At 59.9% G+C, this 16705-nt stretch carries 23 protein-coding genes and 1 tRNA gene; 9 read left to right on the forward strand and 15 right to left on the reverse strand.

All coding sequences use genetic code 11. The features are described 5' to 3' along the window. Window positions 1-80: 80 nt before the first annotated feature. Together HX783_RS21695 and HX783_RS21700 are read left to right on the forward strand one after the other, a co-directional pair. Window positions 81-1178, forward strand: a complete 1098-nt coding sequence (locus tag HX783_RS21695; protein ID WP_159957218.1) for a carboxynorspermidine decarboxylase — start codon at window positions 81-83, stop codon at window positions 1176-1178. A gap of 28 nt (window positions 1179-1206) precedes the next feature. Then, window positions 1207-2451, forward strand: a complete 1245-nt coding sequence (locus tag HX783_RS21700; RefSeq protein ID WP_159957220.1) for a saccharopine dehydrogenase family protein — start codon at window positions 1207-1209, stop codon at window positions 2449-2451. Between the two features lie 199 nt (window positions 2452-2650). On the opposite strand, the gene HX783_RS21705 is transcribed toward HX783_RS21700, so the two are convergent. Further along, entirely contained in the window at window positions 2651-4924 is a 2274-nt protein-coding gene (locus HX783_RS21705; RefSeq protein WP_177018179.1) for a hypothetical protein, read from the reverse strand. A gap of 51 nt (window positions 4925-4975) precedes the next feature. Continuing rightward, a tRNA-Lys gene (locus HX783_RS21710) sits at window positions 4976-5050 on the reverse strand. Window positions 5051-5392: 342 nt separating this feature from the next. Between HX783_RS21710 and HX783_RS21715 the strand changes: the two genes are divergently transcribed. The 3 genes from HX783_RS21715 (at window position 5393) to HX783_RS21725 (ending at window position 7131) form a co-directional block, all read left to right on the forward strand. Next, entirely contained in the window at window positions 5393-5626 is a 234-nt protein-coding gene (locus HX783_RS21715) for a hypothetical protein (RefSeq protein ID WP_177018180.1), read from the forward strand. Window positions 5627-6081: 455 nt separating this feature from the next. Then, entirely contained in the window at window positions 6082-6417 is a 336-nt protein-coding gene (locus HX783_RS21720) for a DUF6124 family protein (RefSeq protein ID WP_177018181.1), read from the forward strand. A gap of 210 nt (window positions 6418-6627) precedes the next feature. Beyond that, window positions 6628-7131: a signal peptidase II gene (locus HX783_RS21725; RefSeq protein WP_159957228.1), complete on the forward strand. Its 504-nt coding sequence runs from the start codon at window positions 6628-6630 to the stop codon at window positions 7129-7131. 135 nt (window positions 7132-7266) lie between these two features. Here HX783_RS21725 and glsB read toward each other — a convergent pair whose 3' ends face one another. Further along, window positions 7267-8175 (reverse strand): glutaminase B, encoded by a 909-nt coding sequence (glsB, locus tag HX783_RS21730; protein WP_159961500.1) that lies wholly within the window; start codon window positions 8173-8175, stop codon window positions 7267-7269. 56 nt (window positions 8176-8231) lie between these two features. Next, window positions 8232-8576 (reverse strand): hypothetical protein, encoded by a 345-nt coding sequence (locus HX783_RS21735; RefSeq protein ID WP_177018182.1) that lies wholly within the window; start codon window positions 8574-8576, stop codon window positions 8232-8234. Window positions 8577-8667: 91 nt separating this feature from the next. On the opposite strand from HX783_RS21735, the gene HX783_RS21740 reads away from it, so the two are divergent. Further along, entirely contained in the window at window positions 8668-9015 is a 348-nt protein-coding gene (locus HX783_RS21740) for a hypothetical protein (RefSeq protein WP_177018183.1), read from the forward strand. Window positions 9016-9841: 826 nt separating this feature from the next. Here the strand turns inward: HX783_RS21740 and HX783_RS21745 are convergent. The 3 genes from HX783_RS21745 to HX783_RS21755 are packed head-to-tail and all read right to left on the reverse strand — an operon-like array spanning window position 9842 to window position 11686. Further along, complete coding sequence (locus HX783_RS21745; protein WP_177018112.1) at window positions 9842-10078, reverse strand: hypothetical protein; 237 nt, start codon at window positions 10076-10078, stop codon at window positions 9842-9844. Next, on the reverse strand, window positions 10039-10668 hold the full coding sequence (locus HX783_RS21750) for a ribonuclease T2 (protein ID WP_177018184.1): 630 nt from the start codon (window positions 10666-10668) through the stop codon (window positions 10039-10041). Before HX783_RS21750 ends, HX783_RS21745 begins: the two co-directional genes overlap by 40 nt. A 37-nt stretch (window positions 10669-10705) precedes the next feature. Continuing rightward, window positions 10706-11686 (reverse strand): Gfo/Idh/MocA family protein, encoded by a 981-nt coding sequence (locus HX783_RS21755; protein ID WP_177018185.1) that lies wholly within the window; start codon window positions 11684-11686, stop codon window positions 10706-10708. A gap of 127 nt (window positions 11687-11813) precedes the next feature. Between HX783_RS21755 and HX783_RS21760 the strand changes: the two genes are divergently transcribed. Further along, the gene (locus HX783_RS21760; RefSeq protein WP_177018186.1) at window positions 11814-12176 is read left to right on the forward strand and encodes an NUDIX hydrolase; all 363 of its coding nucleotides are present in this window, start codon (window positions 11814-11816) and stop codon (window positions 12174-12176) included. Here HX783_RS21760 and HX783_RS21765 read toward each other — a convergent pair. Both HX783_RS21765 and HX783_RS21770 read right to left on the reverse strand, forming a co-directional pair. Continuing rightward, window positions 12162-12875 (reverse strand): transporter substrate-binding domain-containing protein, encoded by a 714-nt coding sequence (locus HX783_RS21765; RefSeq protein WP_177018187.1) that lies wholly within the window; start codon window positions 12873-12875, stop codon window positions 12162-12164. The two genes, HX783_RS21760 and HX783_RS21765, sit on opposite strands and share 15 nt — an antisense overlap. After that, window positions 12868-13026, reverse strand: a complete 159-nt coding sequence (locus HX783_RS21770) for a hypothetical protein (RefSeq protein ID WP_177018188.1) — start codon at window positions 13024-13026, stop codon at window positions 12868-12870. The genes HX783_RS21765 and HX783_RS21770 overlap by 8 nt, the downstream gene beginning before the upstream one ends. 13 nt (window positions 13027-13039) lie before the next feature. Here HX783_RS21770 and HX783_RS30030 point away from each other — a divergent pair, with 13 nt between their 5' ends. Beyond that, window positions 13040-13462, forward strand: a complete 423-nt coding sequence (locus tag HX783_RS30030; RefSeq protein WP_256347233.1) for a DUF6124 family protein — start codon at window positions 13040-13042, stop codon at window positions 13460-13462. Between the two features lie 323 nt (window positions 13463-13785). Here the strand turns inward: HX783_RS30030 and HX783_RS21780 are convergent, their stop codons facing one another. The 5 genes from HX783_RS21780 to HX783_RS21800 all read right to left on the reverse strand — a co-directional run bounded on the left by HX783_RS21780 (window position 13786) and on the right by HX783_RS21800 (window position 16018). Beyond that, the gene (locus HX783_RS21780) at window positions 13786-14040 is read right to left on the reverse strand and encodes a hypothetical protein (RefSeq protein WP_256347234.1); all 255 of its coding nucleotides are present in this window, start codon (window positions 14038-14040) and stop codon (window positions 13786-13788) included. A gap of 131 nt (window positions 14041-14171) precedes the next feature. After that, a complete protein-coding gene (locus tag HX783_RS21785) occupies window positions 14172-14666 on the reverse strand; it encodes a periplasmic heavy metal sensor (protein WP_159957246.1) in 495 nt (164 codons plus the stop codon). Beyond that, window positions 14663-15094, reverse strand: a complete 432-nt coding sequence (locus HX783_RS21790) for a hypothetical protein (protein WP_177018189.1) — start codon at window positions 15092-15094, stop codon at window positions 14663-14665. The genes HX783_RS21785 and HX783_RS21790 overlap by 4 nt, the downstream gene beginning before the upstream one ends. Further along, window positions 15091-15669 carry an RNA polymerase sigma factor gene (locus HX783_RS21795; RefSeq protein ID WP_177018190.1) on the reverse strand — a complete coding sequence of 193 codons (579 nt, stop codon included), beginning with the start codon at window positions 15667-15669 and terminating at the stop codon, window positions 15091-15093. The genes HX783_RS21790 and HX783_RS21795 overlap by 4 nt, the downstream gene beginning before the upstream one ends. 67 nt (window positions 15670-15736) lie before the next feature. Beyond that, the gene (locus HX783_RS21800; RefSeq protein ID WP_177018191.1) at window positions 15737-16018 is read right to left on the reverse strand and encodes a YXWGXW repeat-containing protein; all 282 of its coding nucleotides are present in this window, start codon (window positions 16016-16018) and stop codon (window positions 15737-15739) included. Between the two features lie 225 nt (window positions 16019-16243). Here HX783_RS21800 and HX783_RS21805 point away from each other — a divergent pair, with 225 nt between their 5' ends. Then, window positions 16244-16384: a hypothetical protein gene (locus HX783_RS21805; protein ID WP_174245634.1), complete on the forward strand. Its 141-nt coding sequence runs from the start codon at window positions 16244-16246 to the stop codon at window positions 16382-16384. Here the strand turns inward: HX783_RS21805 and HX783_RS21810 are convergent. Continuing rightward, a complete protein-coding gene (locus HX783_RS21810) occupies window positions 16381-16629 on the reverse strand; it encodes a DUF1652 domain-containing protein (protein WP_159957254.1) in 249 nt (82 codons plus the stop codon). The genes HX783_RS21805 and HX783_RS21810 overlap by 4 nt on opposite strands. Window positions 16630-16705: the final 76 nt, after the last annotated feature.

The following is a 16705-nucleotide window of genomic DNA, read 5'->3' on the forward strand; positions in this document are numbered from 1 at the left end:
CCCACGAACCTTTCGATCTGATCCAAGTGCGGGCACAATGCGTGTCCTTTTTTGGCAGGCACCGCCGCAGGCTCTCAAAAATGATCAAAACGCCGTACTACCTCATCGATAAACAGAAACTTCTGGTCAACATGCAGAAGATTGCTTACGTGCGCGAACAGTCCGGCGCCAAGGCTCTGCTGGCGCTCAAGTGCTTCGCCACCTGGTCGGTGTTCGACCTGATGCAGCAATACATGGACGGCACCACCTCGTCGTCGCTGTATGAGTTGAAGCTCGGCCGCCAGAAGTTCGAAGGTGAAGCACACGCCTACAGCGTGGCCTGGGCTGACGATGAAATCGAAGAGATGCTGGATAACTGCGACAAGATCATCTTCAACTCGATCAGCCAGCTGCAGCGTTTTGCCGAGCGTTCCGAGGGCAAGACCCGTGGCCTGCGCGTGAACCCGCAGGTGAGCAGCTCCGACTACCTGCTGGCCGACCCGGCGCGCCCGTTCAGCCGTTTGGGCGAATGGGACCCGGTGAAGATCGAAGGCGTGATCGAGCAAATCACAGGCTTCATGTTCCACAACAACTGCGAGAACGGCGACTTCAGCCTGTTCGACAAAATGCTCGGCACCATCGAAGAGCGCTTCGGTGCACTGCTGCACAAGGTCAAGTGGGTCAGCCTCGGCGGCGGCATTCACTTCACCGGTGAAGACTATGCCATCGACGCGTTCTGCGCGCGGTTGAAGGCGTTCTCCGAGAAGTACGGCGTGCAGGTGTACCTGGAACCCGGCGAAGCGGCGATCACCAACAGCGCCTCGCTGGAAGTCACCGTGCTCGACACTCTCTACAACGGCAAAAACCTCGCCGTGGTCGACAGTTCCATCGAAGCTCACCTGCTGGACCTGCTGATCTACCGCCTCAACGCCAAGTTGGCGCCAAGCGAGGGTGAACACACCGTCATGGTGTGCGGCAAATCCTGCCTGGCCGGGGACATTTTCGGCGAATACCAATTTGATCGTCCGCTGGCCATCGGCGATCGGCTGTCGTTCATCGACACCGCAGGCTACACCATGGTCAAGAAAAACTGGTTCAACGGCCTGAAAATGCCGTCCATCGTAGTGAAACAACTCGACGGTACAGTCGAGGTGGTTCGTGAATTTGGTTACGACGACTACCTGTCCAGCCTTTCGTAAGCTGGCGGATAAAGGAGAGATAAAGCAATTGAAAAAGAACGTTCTTATCATTGGTGCAGGAGGTGTCGCCAAGGTGGTGGCCCACAAGTGCGCGCAGCACAACGACGAACTCGGTCGTATTGCTATCGCGTCGCGCAACATCTCCAAATGCCAGGCCATCATCGACAGCGTCAAGGCCAAGGGTAGCCTCAAGGTGCCCGCCGACATCCAGGCCTTCGCGCTGAACGCCCTGGACGTGGAAGCGACCAAGGCCCTGATCCGCGAGACCGACTCGCAGATCGTCATCAACGTAGGCTCCGCCTTCCTCAACATGTCGGTACTGCGCGCCTGCATCGACACCGGCGTTGCGTACCTCGACACCGCCATCCACGAAGAGCCGGGCAAGGTCTGCGAGACCCCGCCGTGGTACGGCAACTACGAATGGAACCACCTGGAAGAGTGCAAACAGAAGAACATCACCGCCATCCTTGGCGTGGGCTTCGACCCGGGTGTGGTCAACGCGTATGCCGCGTTGGCACAGCAACAGCATTTCGACCGCATTGATTCGATCGACATTCTCGACGTCAATGCCGGCAGCCATGGCAAATACTTCGCCACCAACTTCGACCCGGAAATCAACTTCCGCGAATTCACCGGGCAGGTGTGGAGCTGGCAGAACAGCCAGTGGACCAGCAACACCATGTTCGAAGTCAAACGCACCGACGACCTGCCGGTAGTCGGTTCGCAAAACCTGTACCTGACCGGCCACGATGAAGTGCACTCGCTGTCGAAAAACCTCGACGTGCCCAACGTGCGTTTCTGGATGAGCTTCGGCGAACACTACATCAACGTGTTCACCGTACTGAAAAACCTCGGCCTGCTCTCCGAAAAACCGGTCACCACCGCCGAAGGCCTGGAAGTCGTGCCGCTGAAACTGGTCAAGGCCGTACTGCCCGACCCGTCTTCGCTCGCCCCAGGCTACACCGGCAAAACCTGCATCGGTGACCTGGTCAAGGGCACCAAGGATGGCCAGCCACGCGAGCTGTTCATCTACAACGTGGCCTGCCATGAAGAAGCCTTTGCTGAAACTGACAGCCAGGGCATCTCCTACACCGCAGGCGTGCCTCCGGTGGCCGCTGCGCTGCTGGTTGCGCGTGGTGAATGGGATGTGAAGCACATGGCCAACGTTGAAGAATTGCCGGCTGAGCCGTTCCTCAAGGCGCTGGACGTGATGGGCCTGCCGACTCGGATTAAAGACGAGCACGGTGATCGGGCTTGGGATGCGATTGCCTGAATAGGCGGTAGCTGACCGAACAAAAAAATGCGCCCTTAGGGGCGCATTTTTTGTTTGGGCAATACAGCTCCAAAATCCAAAGAAGATTCAAATGTGGGAGCGGGCTTGCTCGCGAATGCAGGGTGTCAGTCAACATATTCGGCACTGACACTCCGCTTTCGCGAGCAAGCCCGCTCCCACACTTGAATCGTCAGTGTCATTACTGCTCACCCGCCCGGCATGAAGCCACGTCCTGCGGCGGTAGCAACCAATGCCGCGTGGTTGTCCATCCCAAAAAGACTCTCGCGCCATCCTCAGCGGGAGCGTGCTGAGGCAACACCTCGCCGCCACAAGCCCTGCGCAACCCCCTCATCAGCGGAAGAAATTTTTCTCGAAAAGCCAATGGCTGTGTGGAGAAATAAGCCTCGACTGACGCCAAGGCATCTGTGCGCTCACACTCATCGAGCATCGCCAGGTAGAACACCATCTGGCGCCAGGCATAAGCGGTATTTTTGAGCATTATCAACCGAGCATGATAGTGCTCAACCCGCATCTGATGCCGTTTGCAGATCCACTCAAAACACGCTCGCACCATGCTGCTCAGTCTCGGCTGCAGCAAAACCTTCAACCCAAGTTCTTCAAACAGTAACGCGAGGTTTTGCGTGGTTAAAATTTGCTGTTGCTCAAGAATGGTGCCATTGGTTGCCGGGTGCCACGTGCCCAGCTCAGCTCCTGCACGCCTTGCGCAGAGCGTCGCGAAGACATCGCTTGCTACGCGCGCACGTCGCCGCCCGCGGGTAACAAGGCCCGCCAGCTCATCGGTATCAATGTCGTAATAACGTGCGTAAAGGGAGCCTTCCAGCACCCGGCCTGCTCGCCTGGCAGCATCGGCAAACTTATCGGAAAACTTACCCATGAAGATATCTGCAGCGACCTCTTCAACAAAGGGCAGGTCCAGTTCCGCGGTGTCCGCTAGTGCTGAAAATTCCTGGAGAAGCTTGTTAGGCAAGATGGCGTATGGAAAAGCAGAAAGCGTCAACGCCGATGACTCAACCAGCGCCTGCTTGGCAGCGCCCGCCACCACAGCACCGGGCTGGCGGTCGCCTTCAATGACGGCAACCCAAGGCAACTCACTGAGGCCAACCTGACGTTGAAGGTTCAGCAGCAATAACGAACGCCGCCGCCGGAACGCGCGATAGGTAGAGGCGTATACCATTCTTAGCGCTTCATCGCGCAACCCCGAGCTACTCAGTTGCGCAGTCATCGCGGGCAACACCCGCGCGACGGTATCGCCTGAAGTAATCAGCCCATCCTCGATCAATTCGCTAATCGTCCCACTCCGACATCGCAGAAGACGGCGCTGGATCGCTGGTGGAATGGCAACGCCCTCGCCCTGCCCAAACGTCAATGCCTCCTCAGCGGTGATTGGCGCTATCAAATCAGCAAAATCCGAGAGACCACCTTGCGCGGGATATGTTGAGAGCCGGTTCGCCACCATACGGGCAATGAGGTGATGCTCCGGCCCCGCCACCTGACTAAGTTGATTCGCACGCAACGCACGGTGAGAGACTGAACCCGGATCGCCATGCTTGCGCACAAAATCATCGACGATTTGCCGTATGCGACCGACTTGACGCCCGGTGAGCGATTGCGCGTCGCGGGAACATTGCCCAAGTAAAGAAAACAGTTCCTCCACGCGATTCGAAGAGCGCCTGTCCCTACCCGACCGCTTAAAATCCACCGTTAACTCGGCCGCCCGCTCGCGCCACCCACTCGGGTAATGACGGCACGGCCAGCCAGCCTCATAGGTCAGGAGGAAATGCGAAACAGCTGAATCATAAAGCGGCAAACGCGTTTCGATTGTCTGTTTCTGCACAGTGACCCGAGCCTGAGGCGGCAAGGTTGAAAGCAACTGCTTGATCTCGCCAGCGTCCACAATGTGCACCTGCGCGGCTGAGATCGGCAGCTGCGTAGAGGCCGACGGGAAGAAACGCAATCGGTCAAAGAACGGCCCAATCACGTCTATCAGCGCCCGAGCCTGCTCGGTGCGCTGCTGCCCGACTAGCCAGGCTACTGTCAGTAACGCGGCCTCCTCCGGCACATCGACCGCATAATCACAGCGGGCTAAACGTGAGTGCAAGGTCTCAAGGCCGTCATCCGTAAGATGCCAGGCATTGATATCGAGCCGTTCAAAGCCTGGACGAATACCTGGGATAGAGGCGGCCAGTTCACGTTCATAGTCCGTCAGTTCGCCACCAGCCAACAGATTGCCGGTCGCAAAGCCGCCCGTAACGACCTCCAGCGTAACCCAGGCTGGAACCTCAGCAATGGGTGTGCGCGAGCCATACTCGACCGTGCCTTGCAGCAGGTTCCCGATGACCTGCTGCCAGCGTGAAATACGTTTGCGGGCGTTAAAGCGAGCGACTGGACCGCAATCCAAATCGTGCGCAAGCAGCGCTTTCGACAGTTGGAAGACTGCATAACCTGCGTCCATGCCAGTCACTCCATGTGATCTGGAGAGATGTCCAGATTGGTGTATGTGCGATGGGTCCGGAGGCTGGATTCGAACCAGCGCCCACCCGGTTAAGAGCCGAGTGTTCTACCGCTGAACTACTCCGGAACAGAACGCGCATTGTCGAGCAACGCCTGAAGAATGTGAAGGGCCACGCGCTTCATTCAGTTTTAACTGAAGACAAAGTGCTTTTTTCCTAACTGCTCCATCGAATCTATTTCTGACTGACTCCAGATCTCGTTATTGCAGGGGATACAGCAGCTCTAAACAGGCATCGGTGTGCCCTGGTATAGCTTGCTGGACAGGTTGAACATCAGTTGACGGCCCAAACAGTCTAAAAAACTGTCAATTCTCACAGGTTGCGGAACCCGCAAAATCCGTTAGCTTAGCCAGTCGAGCGCTCAATCATCGATTGGCTTACCCATTCACCATGTGCGAAAGGATTCGTCCATGACGTCCCACCACACCTCAAACCGCAACACTTCGCCTATCAAACCCAATAGACGCAACCGCTTGGGCATCACCGCCCGCCTGCCTCGCTGGGCGTTCGCGGCGCTGATCGCGCTCTGCGGCATCGGTTTACTGCAAGACCGCATTCGCCGTGTACGGCCGGCGCACGCCCTATTGCTGGGCGTCGCCGTGCTTATGCTGTTGGGGGTGGGCTGGATGCGGTGGTGTGTATAAGGGTTTCAAGACGCGCTCAAAGATCGTTCCCACGCTCTGCGTGGGAATGCCGCCCCGGACGCTCTGCGTCTGCTCTTGAGGTCGTGACGCGGAGCGTCACCGGATGCGTTCCCACGCAGAGCGTGGGAACGATCGTAGTGCGCAGGCTTTGCGGCTCTCGGAAGTTTCCGACAAGGGTTTCAGGTTGTGGCTCGGAAAAGGGCTGACTAACCTCTAGTCGTCGCTGCCAATTCAGCGGCCGGATTTGACCGTCCGACTTCAAAAGAGCAAATGCGCTAACACCGATATTGGGCGTTTTTTACGTCTGAGGTATCGTGTCGCGGCAGCTGTGCGCGGGATACCTTCGGGTATGCCGGTTTTGCTCCTTTTGGCCGGTCGGTCAACCCGCGTATAGCTGCCACCCTCTTTCGTTTGACCGCGAATCGTGGCAGTTCCATTTATAAAGGAGCTTCACCATGATTAAAGACAGCCCAAATCCCCCAAGCCATCCAGACTTCGACATCAGCACCCTGCACGAAGTGGCCTACCGCGCGATCAACCACTACCTCAACCCCGGCAAACCCAGCCCCGAACCCAGCGATGGCCTCTTCACCGTGCGTGCCGACCTGGGCACCGAAACCTTGCTGGTCAATGCCTCCCAGGACCTGGCGTCCATCTGCGACATCGCCAACCATATGGCCTTTGAAATCGACGGTTCCCAGCGCAACGTCGCGCTGGGCATCTGCCGGATGCTCGAAGGAGTGCAACTGCTGGTGGACAAGGCACTGAACGTGGCCCACCCGGCCGCATAAAGATCGTTCCCACGCTCTGCGTGGGAATGCCGCCCCGGACGCTCTGCGTCTGCCGCACTCAAGGCCTGCGCAACGTGACGCGGAGCGTCACCGGATGCATGCCCACGCAGAGCGTGGGAACGATCAGCCTGGAGGCCAGAGATGGACGCGATACAGCGCCTGAGCTATCTTCGGGCGCTCTATCGAAAGCCCGAAACAGGAAGTTACCGCTTGAGCACGTCGCCCCTACTGCGAGGCCGCACCTTCGCCCTCCTCGCTGGCCTCGCTTTTATCGCCGTGGACCAACTCGTCAAACTGCTGGCCCTGGTTTCACTGCACGCCAACAGCTTCAAAATCGGCTCTAACCCGATCAACCTGGCACTGGAACTGAGCTTGAACCCAGGCGCTTTCCTCAGCCTGGGCGCCGCGTTGCCGCCGCAGGTCAAACAACTCATCTTTATCGTCGGTGTGGCCATCGTAGTGGCGTGGGCGATGGGCTGGTCGCTCGCCAACTGGAGCCAGCCATTGCGCAAGGTGTTGCCGCTTTACGCGATTGCCTTGGGCGGTATCGCCAACTTGATCGACCGTGTTTTTCGCGACGGGCATGTGGTGGATTACATGGTGCTGAACGTGGGGCCGACGCATACCGGCGTGTTTAATATTGCTGATATCGCAATTACTGCCGGGGCGTTGTTCTTGATGTTCGATCTGTTCGTGAAGCCGAGCAAAGCCTAAGATCGTTCCCACGCTCTGCGTGGGAATGCCGCCCCGGACGCTCTGCGTCCCCGCACTCCAGGCCTGCGCAACGTGACGCGGAGCGTCAACCGGATGCATGCCCACGCAGAGCGTGGGAACGATCAACGTTGGCCCTTAGAACACCGACCAGCCAATGCGCTCACTCAACAACTCCAACGCCTTGATCCCCGCCAGCGAGTTCCCCGCCGCGTTCAGCTCCGGCGACCACACGCACACTGTAAATTGCCCCGGCACCACCGCGACGATCCCGCCGCCGACTCCGCTCTTGCCTGGCAAGCCCACGCGATAGGCGAAATTCCCCGCCTCGTCATACAGCCCGCTGGTGGCCATGATCGAGTTGACTTGCTTGGTTTGGCGCGCGGTGAGGATTTGCTCGCCGCTGTGGGCACTCGTGCCTTGGTTGGCGAGGAAGCTGAAGGCCTTGGCCAAGTCCAGGCAGCTCATTTGCAGCGCGCAGTAGTTGAAGTAGCTGTGCAGCACCGCGTCGACGTCGTTGTGGAAGTTGCCGAAGGCTTTCATCAGGTAAGCCATGGCCGCGTTGCGCGCGCCATGTTGGGCTTCGGACTCGGCGACGACGCTGTTGACCAGGATCTGCGGGTTGCCCGACAGGCGCCGCACGAAGTCGCGCATCGACAGGATCGGCACGGCAAAGCGCGATTGGTTAATGTCGCAGATCACTAGCGCGCCGGCGTTGATGAACGGGTTGCGCGGGCGGCCGCGTTCGAATTCCAGCTGCACCATGGAGTTGAACGGCTGCCCCGACGGCTCATGGCCGAGGCGTTCCCAGATGGTTTCGCCGCCGTGGTCGATGGCCTGCACCAGGCTGAACACCTTGGAAATGCTCTGCACCGAAAACAGCGTGTCGGCATCACCGGCGCAATAGGCCGCGCCGTCGTTGCCGTACACTGCGATGCCGAGTTGGTTGGCGGGCACGTCGGCCAACGCGGGGATGTAGTCGGCGACTTTGCCGAGGCCGATCAGTGGACGAACTTCGTCGAGGATCGACTCGAGCAACGCCTGCATGTCTTGTCCGGTCATTGTTTCTTTGAATCAGTGATAAGCGGGGCGCGGAGGATACTTCAATGCGCCCGAAAGCCCCAGACTATCTCCACCACTCGCTCGGCAATCACCAGGTAAACCAGGATCAGCAACAGTTGCAACGCCAGGTGATACCGCAGCTTGGCCAGCCGGCGAATGCCGTCGCTGACGTTCAGCAGCGTCAACACCGTCGACAGAATGATCAAACCCCAGCCCGCCACGCTGGAAGCGAACACGCCGATAAACAGTTCACGCTGCCCGAGCAAGGTATTGGTCCCCGCCGCAAACAGCAGCGCGCACACCAGCAGGTTTTTCACGTTGTCGAAAATCTGCGTGCTCAGGTCGTTTTCCAGCAGGGCGACATAGCGTTTCCATAAGGTGTGCATGGGTCACTTCCGGGTAGGGATCGCTCGTCAATCAAAGTAGTCCAATAGCTCATACACTGCACCGCTGCGCTTACTCCACGAGGACTTTTGCATGAAATTGATGATTGGCTTGGCCGCTCTGTTGCTGGTATCGGCCTGCTCGACCCACTCACCCGTCGCTGCGCCGGCACAGGACTCGGCCGCCTCCACCTGCCTGGCGGGCGGTGGCACGATGAAGCAGGTCGGCAAGTTGCAGAGCTGGAAGTGCATCACGCCGTACAAGGACGCGGGCAAGGCGTGCACCGATTCAAGCCAGTGTGAGGGCGAGTGCCAGACCAGCGTGACCACGCAATCGGGCAACGGCCCTGTGGCGGGCACCTGCCAGGTGGACAACAGCCACTTCGGCTGCTCGGCGACGGTAGAGAAAGGCAAGCTGGGCCGGGCGATTTGCGTGGACTAAATAGCACCACTTAAACACTGTGGGAGCTGGCTTGCCTGCGATGAGGCCGTGTCAGTTGGCATCACGGTGGCTGACCCACCGCTATCGCAGGCAAGCCAGCTCCCACCTTGGAGATCGGCTCATCAGGCACCGTGGGCCGGTTGGTTTACGCGAACTAATGGGCACCACCTAAACACTGTGGGAGCGGGCTTGCTCGCGAAGGCGGAGTGTCAGTCAGCGGATGTGTAGCTGACCCACCGCATTCGCGAGCAAGCCCGCTCCCACATTTTTTATCGCGTGCACTTTAGAAATGCGCCACATCGCAGATCTGCTCATCAAGCACGGCGAGCCGGGGTGTTCGCGCGGACTAATGGGCACCACTAAATCCTTGTGGGAGCTGGCTTGCCTGCGATGAGGCCGTGTCAGTTGGCATCACGGTGGCTGACCCACCGCTATCGCAGGCAAGCCAGCTCCCACCTTGGAGATCGGCTCATCAGGCACCGTGGGCCGAGTGGTTTACGCGAACTAAAGGGCACCACCTAAATAATGTGGGAGCGGGCTTGCTCGCGAAGGCGGAGTGTCAGTCAGCGGATGTATAGCTGACCCACCGCATTCGCGAGCAAGCCCGCTCCCACATTTTTTTACCGCGTGCATTTTAGAAATGCGCCACGTCGCGGATCTGCTCATCAAGCACGGTGAGCCGGGTTGTTCGCGCGGACTAATGGGCACCACTAAATCCCTGTGGGAGCTGGCTTGCCTGCGATGAGGCCGTATCAGCCGGCATCAATGCGGCTGACCCACCGCTATCGCAGGCAAGCCAGCTCCCACAGGGTATTTGCGGTGCATTTTAGAAGTGCGCTACGTCGGACACCTGCTCATCCAGCACATCCCGCGCCAAGGCCCACGCCTGGTCTTTGGATTCCACCACCAGCAGCGGATAGCCCCAGGCCTTGCCGAACATCGCGGCGAAGGGTTTGAGGGCCAGCCGCCGGCGCGTCGAATTCGACGGCGCCTGCGGCCATCGCCTTGCACGCAGGCAACTGATCAGCGCTGCACCGGAATGCGGATATCGCCGCCCTTGCACTGGGTTTTCACACTTCGCGGGCAACCGGCAAAACGCAATTCCTTGCTCAGGCACACGCGCACTTCGGACAACACCTTGCCCTTGCAGATCACCGCCAAGCCGTGGTCGCCCATGGCCGGGTTGCTCTCGCGAAACAGCTGCTCGATGTCGCGTGCCTGCATGTAGTTCGGCACATTGAACGGCTGCAATTGCTTGGGAATCTGCACCGCCGCCAAGGCCGTATCCGTCGCCTCCAGATAACGCGAAGCGTCCAGCCCGCTGCACGTGCCGTGCTTGGTCCATTCATGCTTGAGCAACGCGCGCGTCGGGAAGATCAACGTGCCCTTGGCCAACTCATCCGCCGACAGTCGCGATTGTGTATCGCATGACGACGGCCAGCCACCTTTGGCGTACTGCGGCCACAGCCCATGCAGCACAAACCCGTAGCCTTTGCCTGTGCACTGCTCGTTGCCGGGGTTGGTCAGGCAAAACGTCGGTGACCACGACAACGACAGCACATAAAAATCAAACTCCCCCGGCGTGCCTTGGCTGCGCGGGGCCGCCATGACAGGCGCGGTCAGCAACAGCCACACCACCATCCAGTATTTCATTTTGCCTATTCCTTGAGAAAAAGCAGGTATACCGCGATTACCCCGGCAAATTGGGGTTGCGTTGTAACACCTTGTCCAGCACCCGATCAGTCTTCAACGCCTCCAGGGCCAGCGAAGGGTGCTCGGCTTCGCCACGGATATGCGCGTTCATGGCCAGCACATGGTGCCACTGGATGTGTTCATGGTGCAGTACTTCCAGCACTTCGTTGACGTCGCCCTCAAGGCGCAACGGCTGGTTCTCGAACACCGCAAAGGTGATGCGACCGCGGCTGCCGATCAGCTCGACGCGGTCTTCGCGGCAGTGCGCAACGAAGTTCCAGCAGCCCATGCCCAATGCGCCGGAGCCGAAGGTCCAGCACGCCGTCACCGCATCTTCCGCCGCATACTGCCCGGCCTGACGTGCCGTAAACCCGGTGACCTCGACAATATCGCCGGCCAGGTACTGGAACAGATCAAACCCATGGCTGGCCAGGTCGGCAAAGTAGCCCCCACCGGCAATCGCCGGGTCGGTACGCCAGTTCTCGGGGCTGGCATCGGCGGCGCTCGGCGGCTTGCTGAAGGTCCAGATCACTTGGCGCAATTCACCGATGCGTCCGTCCTGCAGCCACTCACGCACTTTTTGGAAGCGCGGCAAGGAGCGCCGGTAGTAAGACACAAACAAATGCAGCCCGGCGCGCTCGAACGTGCGCTGCATCAACGCGCTCTGTTCGGCATTCAACGACATGGGTTTTTCGACGCAGCAATGCTTGCCGGCTGCGGCCACCATCAGGCTGTATTCGAGGTGGCTGTCGGGCGGTGTGGCGATGTACACCGCGTCCACTTCGGGGTCGTCGATCAGTGCCTGGGCGTCGGTGTAGAACCGCGCGATGCCATGGCGTGACGCATAATCGCGCACCGCTTCCTCGCGGCGCCCCATCACGGCAACCAGGGCCGAACCTGGCGCTTTGTAGAAAGCGGGTCCACTCTTCAGTTCAGTGACATTGCCACAGCCGATCATGCCCCAACGTACGGTAGTCATCTGTTGTCCTCGTCCGTTTTCATCAATCGGTCAGTATCCACATCCCCAACCGTGTACGCCATAAGCACTTAGCATGACAATTGCATTACACTTTTATGACAATCATCTCGCTGCGGGGGCACACACGATGAAAATAAGGGCCACGGTCATTTGCGAACACGAGGGGCATATCCTCTTCGTGCGCAAGGCCAGATCAAAATGGGCGTTGCCCGGCGGCAAGGTCGAGCGGAATGAACGCCCGGTCGGCGCGGCCGAGCGCGAGTTGGAGGAAGAAACCGGGCTGAACGTGGACGGCTTGCTGTATCTGCAGGAATTGAAGGCTCGCGACACCGTGCACCATGTGTTCGAAGCCTCAGTGGTGAACATCGCCGACGCGCGGCCTTGCAACGAGATCGTCGATTGCCGCTGGCACGCCTATGGCGCCCTGGACGAACTGGACACCACCGACGCCACGCGACACATCGTCAAATCCTTCCTACGTCGCCTGTAATTCCGCGCTCTGCCCGCTGTCCAGCAAACCTCGCTTCACCAAACCATTAGCTTTCTGCCGTTCGACAAAGGATTTGACGAACGCGGCAGCGGCTGCGTGCGCCACTGGCACCGCCATCGCTTGGCGGATCGTCATGAAGTCGTCGTCCACCAGCCGCCATTGGTCAGAAACCCTGGTTTGCAAGAAATCCCGCACACCCGCCGCCGCGTCCAGGCCTTGCTCGATACACCAGTCCACCGCTGCCGCTGACGTAGGCGCGCGCACCAACTCGGCATGTTGCACGGTGCGGCTCAAGTACAGATCATAGGCCGCGCCCTGGCCGACGGCGATACGCTTGCCCGGTGCATCCACTTGCGTGACGTGTGTCAGCGGCGAATCAGTCGGCACCAGGTACGTGCCCTTGATCGCGACATAAGGCGCGCTGAAGGCGATTTGCTGTTCGCGCACCGGCTCAATGGCCAGGAACGCCACGCGCCATACGTCATCAGCCAAGGCGGCAAACACCTTGCCGGCGGCCTCAAAGGTGATCAGTTCCAGGCCGACGCCCAACTCCTCGGCCAGTGCCCGAGCCAATGCCACCGACACGCCTTGGGGCTCGCCCCCCGCGCCGCGTTGCGCCAACACCGGGTTACCTAAGTTGATCGCGGCGCGCAGCACGCCATTGGGGGCCAGTTGTTGCAGAACTTGCGGGTCAATCATTGAGCGCTCCTTGTCGGGTCCGTTGCACGGTCTTGCGGATCACAAACGGCAACACGCCGCCGTGTTCAAGGTAACCAAGCTCTTGCAGCGAGTCGAGGCTCAAGGCCAACGCGCTGCTGCTGACACGTCCGTCGGCACGCGCGATCTGCAAGCTGATCGGGCTGATGCGGACCAGCAGCCTCTCCAGCCCTGCAATGATCGAACGCTCGGATTTGATCGCAGTGCTGCCCCGGTCAGTGGCGCATATCTATGAGAAACACGCGGCCGTCAGGATGATCGAACCGCCAGTGAAGATCGACCAAGCACAAAAATACGCCGCGTATAAGCGTGCGCTGGATCACTATCTCTCCCCTGCTCCATCGCCCGATTCTGTAGAACCGATGCTGTTCGCTGTTGATGCTGAAACCAGCTTTGAAAGTGCGTTGGTGCATACCAGCAGTTTGTTGCGCTGTGCGGCGGCGACGGCGCAGGAGGCCGGTGATCGATTGGAGGGGACTTCGCAGGCGCTGGTGATTTCGGTGCTGCATCTGGTGGATATGGCGAGGGCGATGGTGGATCGTGCGGTGGAGTGTGTGCAGCCACGCTGAGTAGCCCTTGTGGCGAGCAGGCTTGTCCTGCGTTGGGCTGCGTAGCGGCCCCAATAAGGTCACCTCGATTTTTCAGGTGGACCGAGTCGGCTGGTTTCAGGGCTGCTTCGCAGCCCAACGCGGGGCGAGCCCGCTCGCCACAAAGCGCGGTGGGTCAGCCAATGTATCCGGTGGCTGACACACCGCTTTCGCGGGCAAGCCCGCTCCCACATTTGGATCTCGATGTATCAGGGAGATTGCAATCCGCCGCCGCACCGCAATAAAGCGCTTTTGCTCTAACCACTCAGTGCTTTGGTTTTGATTTTGACCACAGTGGATCTGCATCAACTCGAAAGCCAAACCACCACTTCCTTCTCCAGCACCAGCGTAAACCCCGTCTGCGAATAGACCTTCGACCATGTGTTCATGGTCTTGAAATTATCATGATTATCCCCGTCCGCCGGGTCCATGAAGTCCCCACCCGGACGCAACATCACGTAATGCAACCCCACCACAAACGTGGTCACCACACACAATGCCCGGCGATTGGCGGGCATCGGCGGGGGCGCGCCGTGGATCACCGGGAAGCTCGCCTTCACACACAGCTCTTCACGGCTTGACCACCGCGGCGCACAGCAAGGACGCAGCACCACAGGAAAAATCAAAAGCCTGTTTCTTTTTAGCAGCCGGCATATGCAACTCTCGAGGGTGATCGTGAGTGCATAACAGCTCAAGAGCGCGGTTTATTCCCTGCGACCTGGGGAAGTTTCTCGCGGCTTTTGGCCTGCCCACGCTGGTACAACGCCTCGACCAGTTTCTGCCGTTCATCCTGGGGCAAATTGCTCGCAAACTGCGCCAGTGTGGTATCCACCAACGCCCGCAGTGCCACGTCGGCCTCGCGCGCCTTGGCCAGTTCCGTCACCAGCACTGCGCGGTCCAGGGTCGGCGCTTCGAGCTGTTTGATCACGCCCAGGCGCGCTTCGCGGCCGGCCATGATCAGCGGCTGGCTGTCGGCACGGTTCTGGCGCAGCAACTGGCGCAATTCCTTGCGGCGCTCAGCCGGCAACTTGATCATGGCCTGGCGCAAGCCGTGCTGGTTGACCACCGCTTCGGCAGGTTTGGCCGCCGCCATAAAGTGGTAGAGACCACCGCCCACGCCGCCGATCAAAAACACGTTGAGCAACACCGAGACGAGCAACCACGGTTTAAGGGATTTTGCGGTCATTGCTCAGTTTCCTCGGCGTTGACGGTGAAGACGATGTCGGCATCGCCCTGATCGAAGACGCTGGGCAGCACGTCGGATGACAGCATCGGCAGCGGCACGCTCAGCGACGCCACCAGCACCCCGGCGGCGATGCCGGCAAGGCCCGCGCCGACCAGCCCGGCCGGTGACAGCCAGTTGGCGTAGCGCGACCAGAACGACTCACGGCGCGGTGCAGCGTCGCGAATCTGCCGCGCCAGCGCCGGGTCGGCGAATGCCAGTTGGTGGCTGTCCAGCTGCGCATCCAGCCAACTGACCTCGCGCAACGCCGCATGGGCGCTGGCGTTACCACTGTCGAGCAGCGCCTGGGCGGGCGCCCGCTCGGCGATGGGCCAGCGATGCAGGCTGGCCCCGTAGGCGTCAGCCAAGTGCGCAAATCGTTCAGGTGTCATGGTTTTCCCCTTCCTGGGCGGGCGAGCCCGGGTGTGTCGGCAAGTTGACTGCGCAACTGGCGTCGGGCCCGCGACAGCAGGCTCTCCAGTGCCTCGACGCTGATGTTCATCAGGGCCGCGGCGTCGATGTTCGACAGCTCCTGGTAGTACTGCAACACAATGGCTTCGCGCTGGCGCTCGGGCAAGGTCGCCAACGCGGCGGCCATCCTTGCACTGCGGTCGGCCGTTTCCAACTGTTCATCAAGGGCCGGCGCGTGGTCGGCCAGTTCCAGCACCTCGTCCTCGTTCAACGGGCGCTCCTTGCGCCGGCGCAACCGGTCGTGGCACAGGTTGAGTGCCACGCGGTGCAGCCAGGTGTCGAAACGCGCTTCGCCAGGCCGCCAGTTGGCCGCCTGGCGCCAGATGCGCAGGAAGCTTTCCTGGGCCACGTCCTTGGCCTCGTCGGCATCCCCGAGGATCCGACTGGCGAGCGCGAGCAAACGCGGGAGCTTGCGCGTCACCATTTCGTTGACGGCGGCGGGCTCGTTGTTGCTGATACGTGCCAGTAGCTCAACGTCCGGATCAGTGTCTTTCAATCGGGTAGTTCTCAATGCACTGGCTAAGTTTCAGGTTTCAGCGGACCCAGTGGCCTTCACGCCAGTATCAGTTGGGGCCACGGGATTCCCAGTGCCCAGGTTCCCAGCGCGCATTACGCTGCACCGGCTGCCAGTGGCCCGGCACCCAGGCATACGCGCCGCGCTCCCACTGCCAGTGGCCACGGTCCCAGACAAAACCTGGGCGTTCGGCGGGGATCACTTCGACACGTTCCGCCGGCGGCGCCTGGCGAATGATCACTTCGGTCTGGGCGAAGGTCGGGGTGCTGACAAGCGCGGCGAAGGCCATCGGGATCAGCAAGGCGTAGCGCAATTTGGCCAGTGGATTCATGGCAACTCCTTCATACGGCGGACGAAAATGTTCGCTGCTGATGGGTTGAACGCTGGGGTAGGAAAAATCCGTCGCGAGAAATACTAAATTTTTCTCGACGGTGGTTAAGGCGAGTATTACTCAGGGGATGGCGGCGCTTGATGAAATGTTTGAAAGCATGCCGACGGATTTGTGCAAGTGGCGGCGTTCAAGGTGTAACGCAATGCACACCATGAGGAAATAACCATGTCTCGTCGCCTGACTCTGCTTGTCGCCGCCCTGCTGATCGCCAGCCTCAGCGGCTGTGTAATCCTGCCGGAACACCGGCATTGCTGCTGGCGCTACTACGGCGCCGTCACCGCGCCCAGCAGCACCGTCAACAGTTAACTGACGGCCGCAAAGCCTCGACGCCCGGCTTTTAGCTCGGTGCGCAGTTCGCCAATAAGGTTTGCGACGGAACGGACGCTGTCCAGGCCTTGGGGCGACACCCGCGTCAACAGCAAGTCGACACGCCCGGACGCCGGCTCAAATACGCTGATGCGCAACGAACCATCGCTGTTAAGGCTGCAATCACACGAAAGCGGCAGGAAGCCTACGGCCATGATGCGGTTGAGTTCGGTGATCGACATCATGACAAGCCCCCGTCCCTGGGTTCGACCCTGCAGGTGTGATGCATCCAGCTTAGATAAGCTTTTGCCGGCCACTGAA

The organism is Pseudomonas sp. D2002 (genome assembly GCF_013385735.1).
GTDB lineage: Bacteria > Pseudomonadota > Gammaproteobacteria > Pseudomonadales > Pseudomonadaceae > Aquipseudomonas.

Excerpts from the sequence above, each read along its gene's own strand:
- HX783_RS21695 (WP_159957218.1), top strand. The coding sequence starts at position 81 with ATGATCAAAACGCCGTACTACCTCATCGATAAACAGAAACTTCTGGTC.
- HX783_RS21705 (WP_177018179.1), bottom strand. The coding sequence starts at position 4,924 with ATGGACGCAGGTTATGCAGTCTTCCAACTGTCGAAAGCGCTGCTTGCG.
- HX783_RS21715 (WP_177018180.1), top strand. The coding sequence starts at position 5,393 with ATGACGTCCCACCACACCTCAAACCGCAACACTTCGCCTATCAAACCC.
- HX783_RS21720 (WP_177018181.1), top strand. The coding sequence starts at position 6,082 with ATGATTAAAGACAGCCCAAATCCCCCAAGCCATCCAGACTTCGACATC.
- glsB (WP_159961500.1), bottom strand. The coding sequence starts at position 8,175 with ATGCAGGCGTTGCTCGAGTCGATCCTCGACGAAGTTCGTCCACTGATC.
- HX783_RS21735 (WP_177018182.1), bottom strand. The coding sequence starts at position 8,576 with ATGCACACCTTATGGAAACGCTATGTCGCCCTGCTGGAAAACGACCTG.
- HX783_RS21740 (WP_177018183.1), top strand. The coding sequence starts at position 8,668 with ATGAAATTGATGATTGGCTTGGCCGCTCTGTTGCTGGTATCGGCCTGC.
- HX783_RS21750 (WP_177018184.1), bottom strand. The coding sequence starts at position 10,668 with ATGAAATACTGGATGGTGGTGTGGCTGTTGCTGACCGCGCCTGTCATG.
- HX783_RS21755 (WP_177018185.1), bottom strand. The coding sequence starts at position 11,686 with ATGACTACCGTACGTTGGGGCATGATCGGCTGTGGCAATGTCACTGAA.
- HX783_RS21760 (WP_177018186.1), top strand. The coding sequence starts at position 11,814 with ATGAAAATAAGGGCCACGGTCATTTGCGAACACGAGGGGCATATCCTC.
- HX783_RS21765 (WP_177018187.1), bottom strand. The coding sequence starts at position 12,875 with ATGATTGACCCGCAAGTTCTGCAACAACTGGCCCCCAATGGCGTGCTG.
- HX783_RS30030 (WP_256347233.1), top strand. The coding sequence starts at position 13,040 with ATGCGGACCAGCAGCCTCTCCAGCCCTGCAATGATCGAACGCTCGGAT.
- HX783_RS21785 (WP_159957246.1), bottom strand. The coding sequence starts at position 14,666 with ATGACCGCAAAATCCCTTAAACCGTGGTTGCTCGTCTCGGTGTTGCTC.
- HX783_RS21790 (WP_177018189.1), bottom strand. The coding sequence starts at position 15,094 with ATGACACCTGAACGATTTGCGCACTTGGCTGACGCCTACGGGGCCAGC.
- HX783_RS21800 (WP_177018191.1), bottom strand. The coding sequence starts at position 16,018 with ATGAATCCACTGGCCAAATTGCGCTACGCCTTGCTGATCCCGATGGCC.
- HX783_RS21805 (WP_174245634.1), top strand. The coding sequence starts at position 16,244 with ATGTCTCGTCGCCTGACTCTGCTTGTCGCCGCCCTGCTGATCGCCAGC.
- HX783_RS21810 (WP_159957254.1), bottom strand. The coding sequence starts at position 16,629 with ATGATGTCGATCACCGAACTCAACCGCATCATGGCCGTAGGCTTCCTG.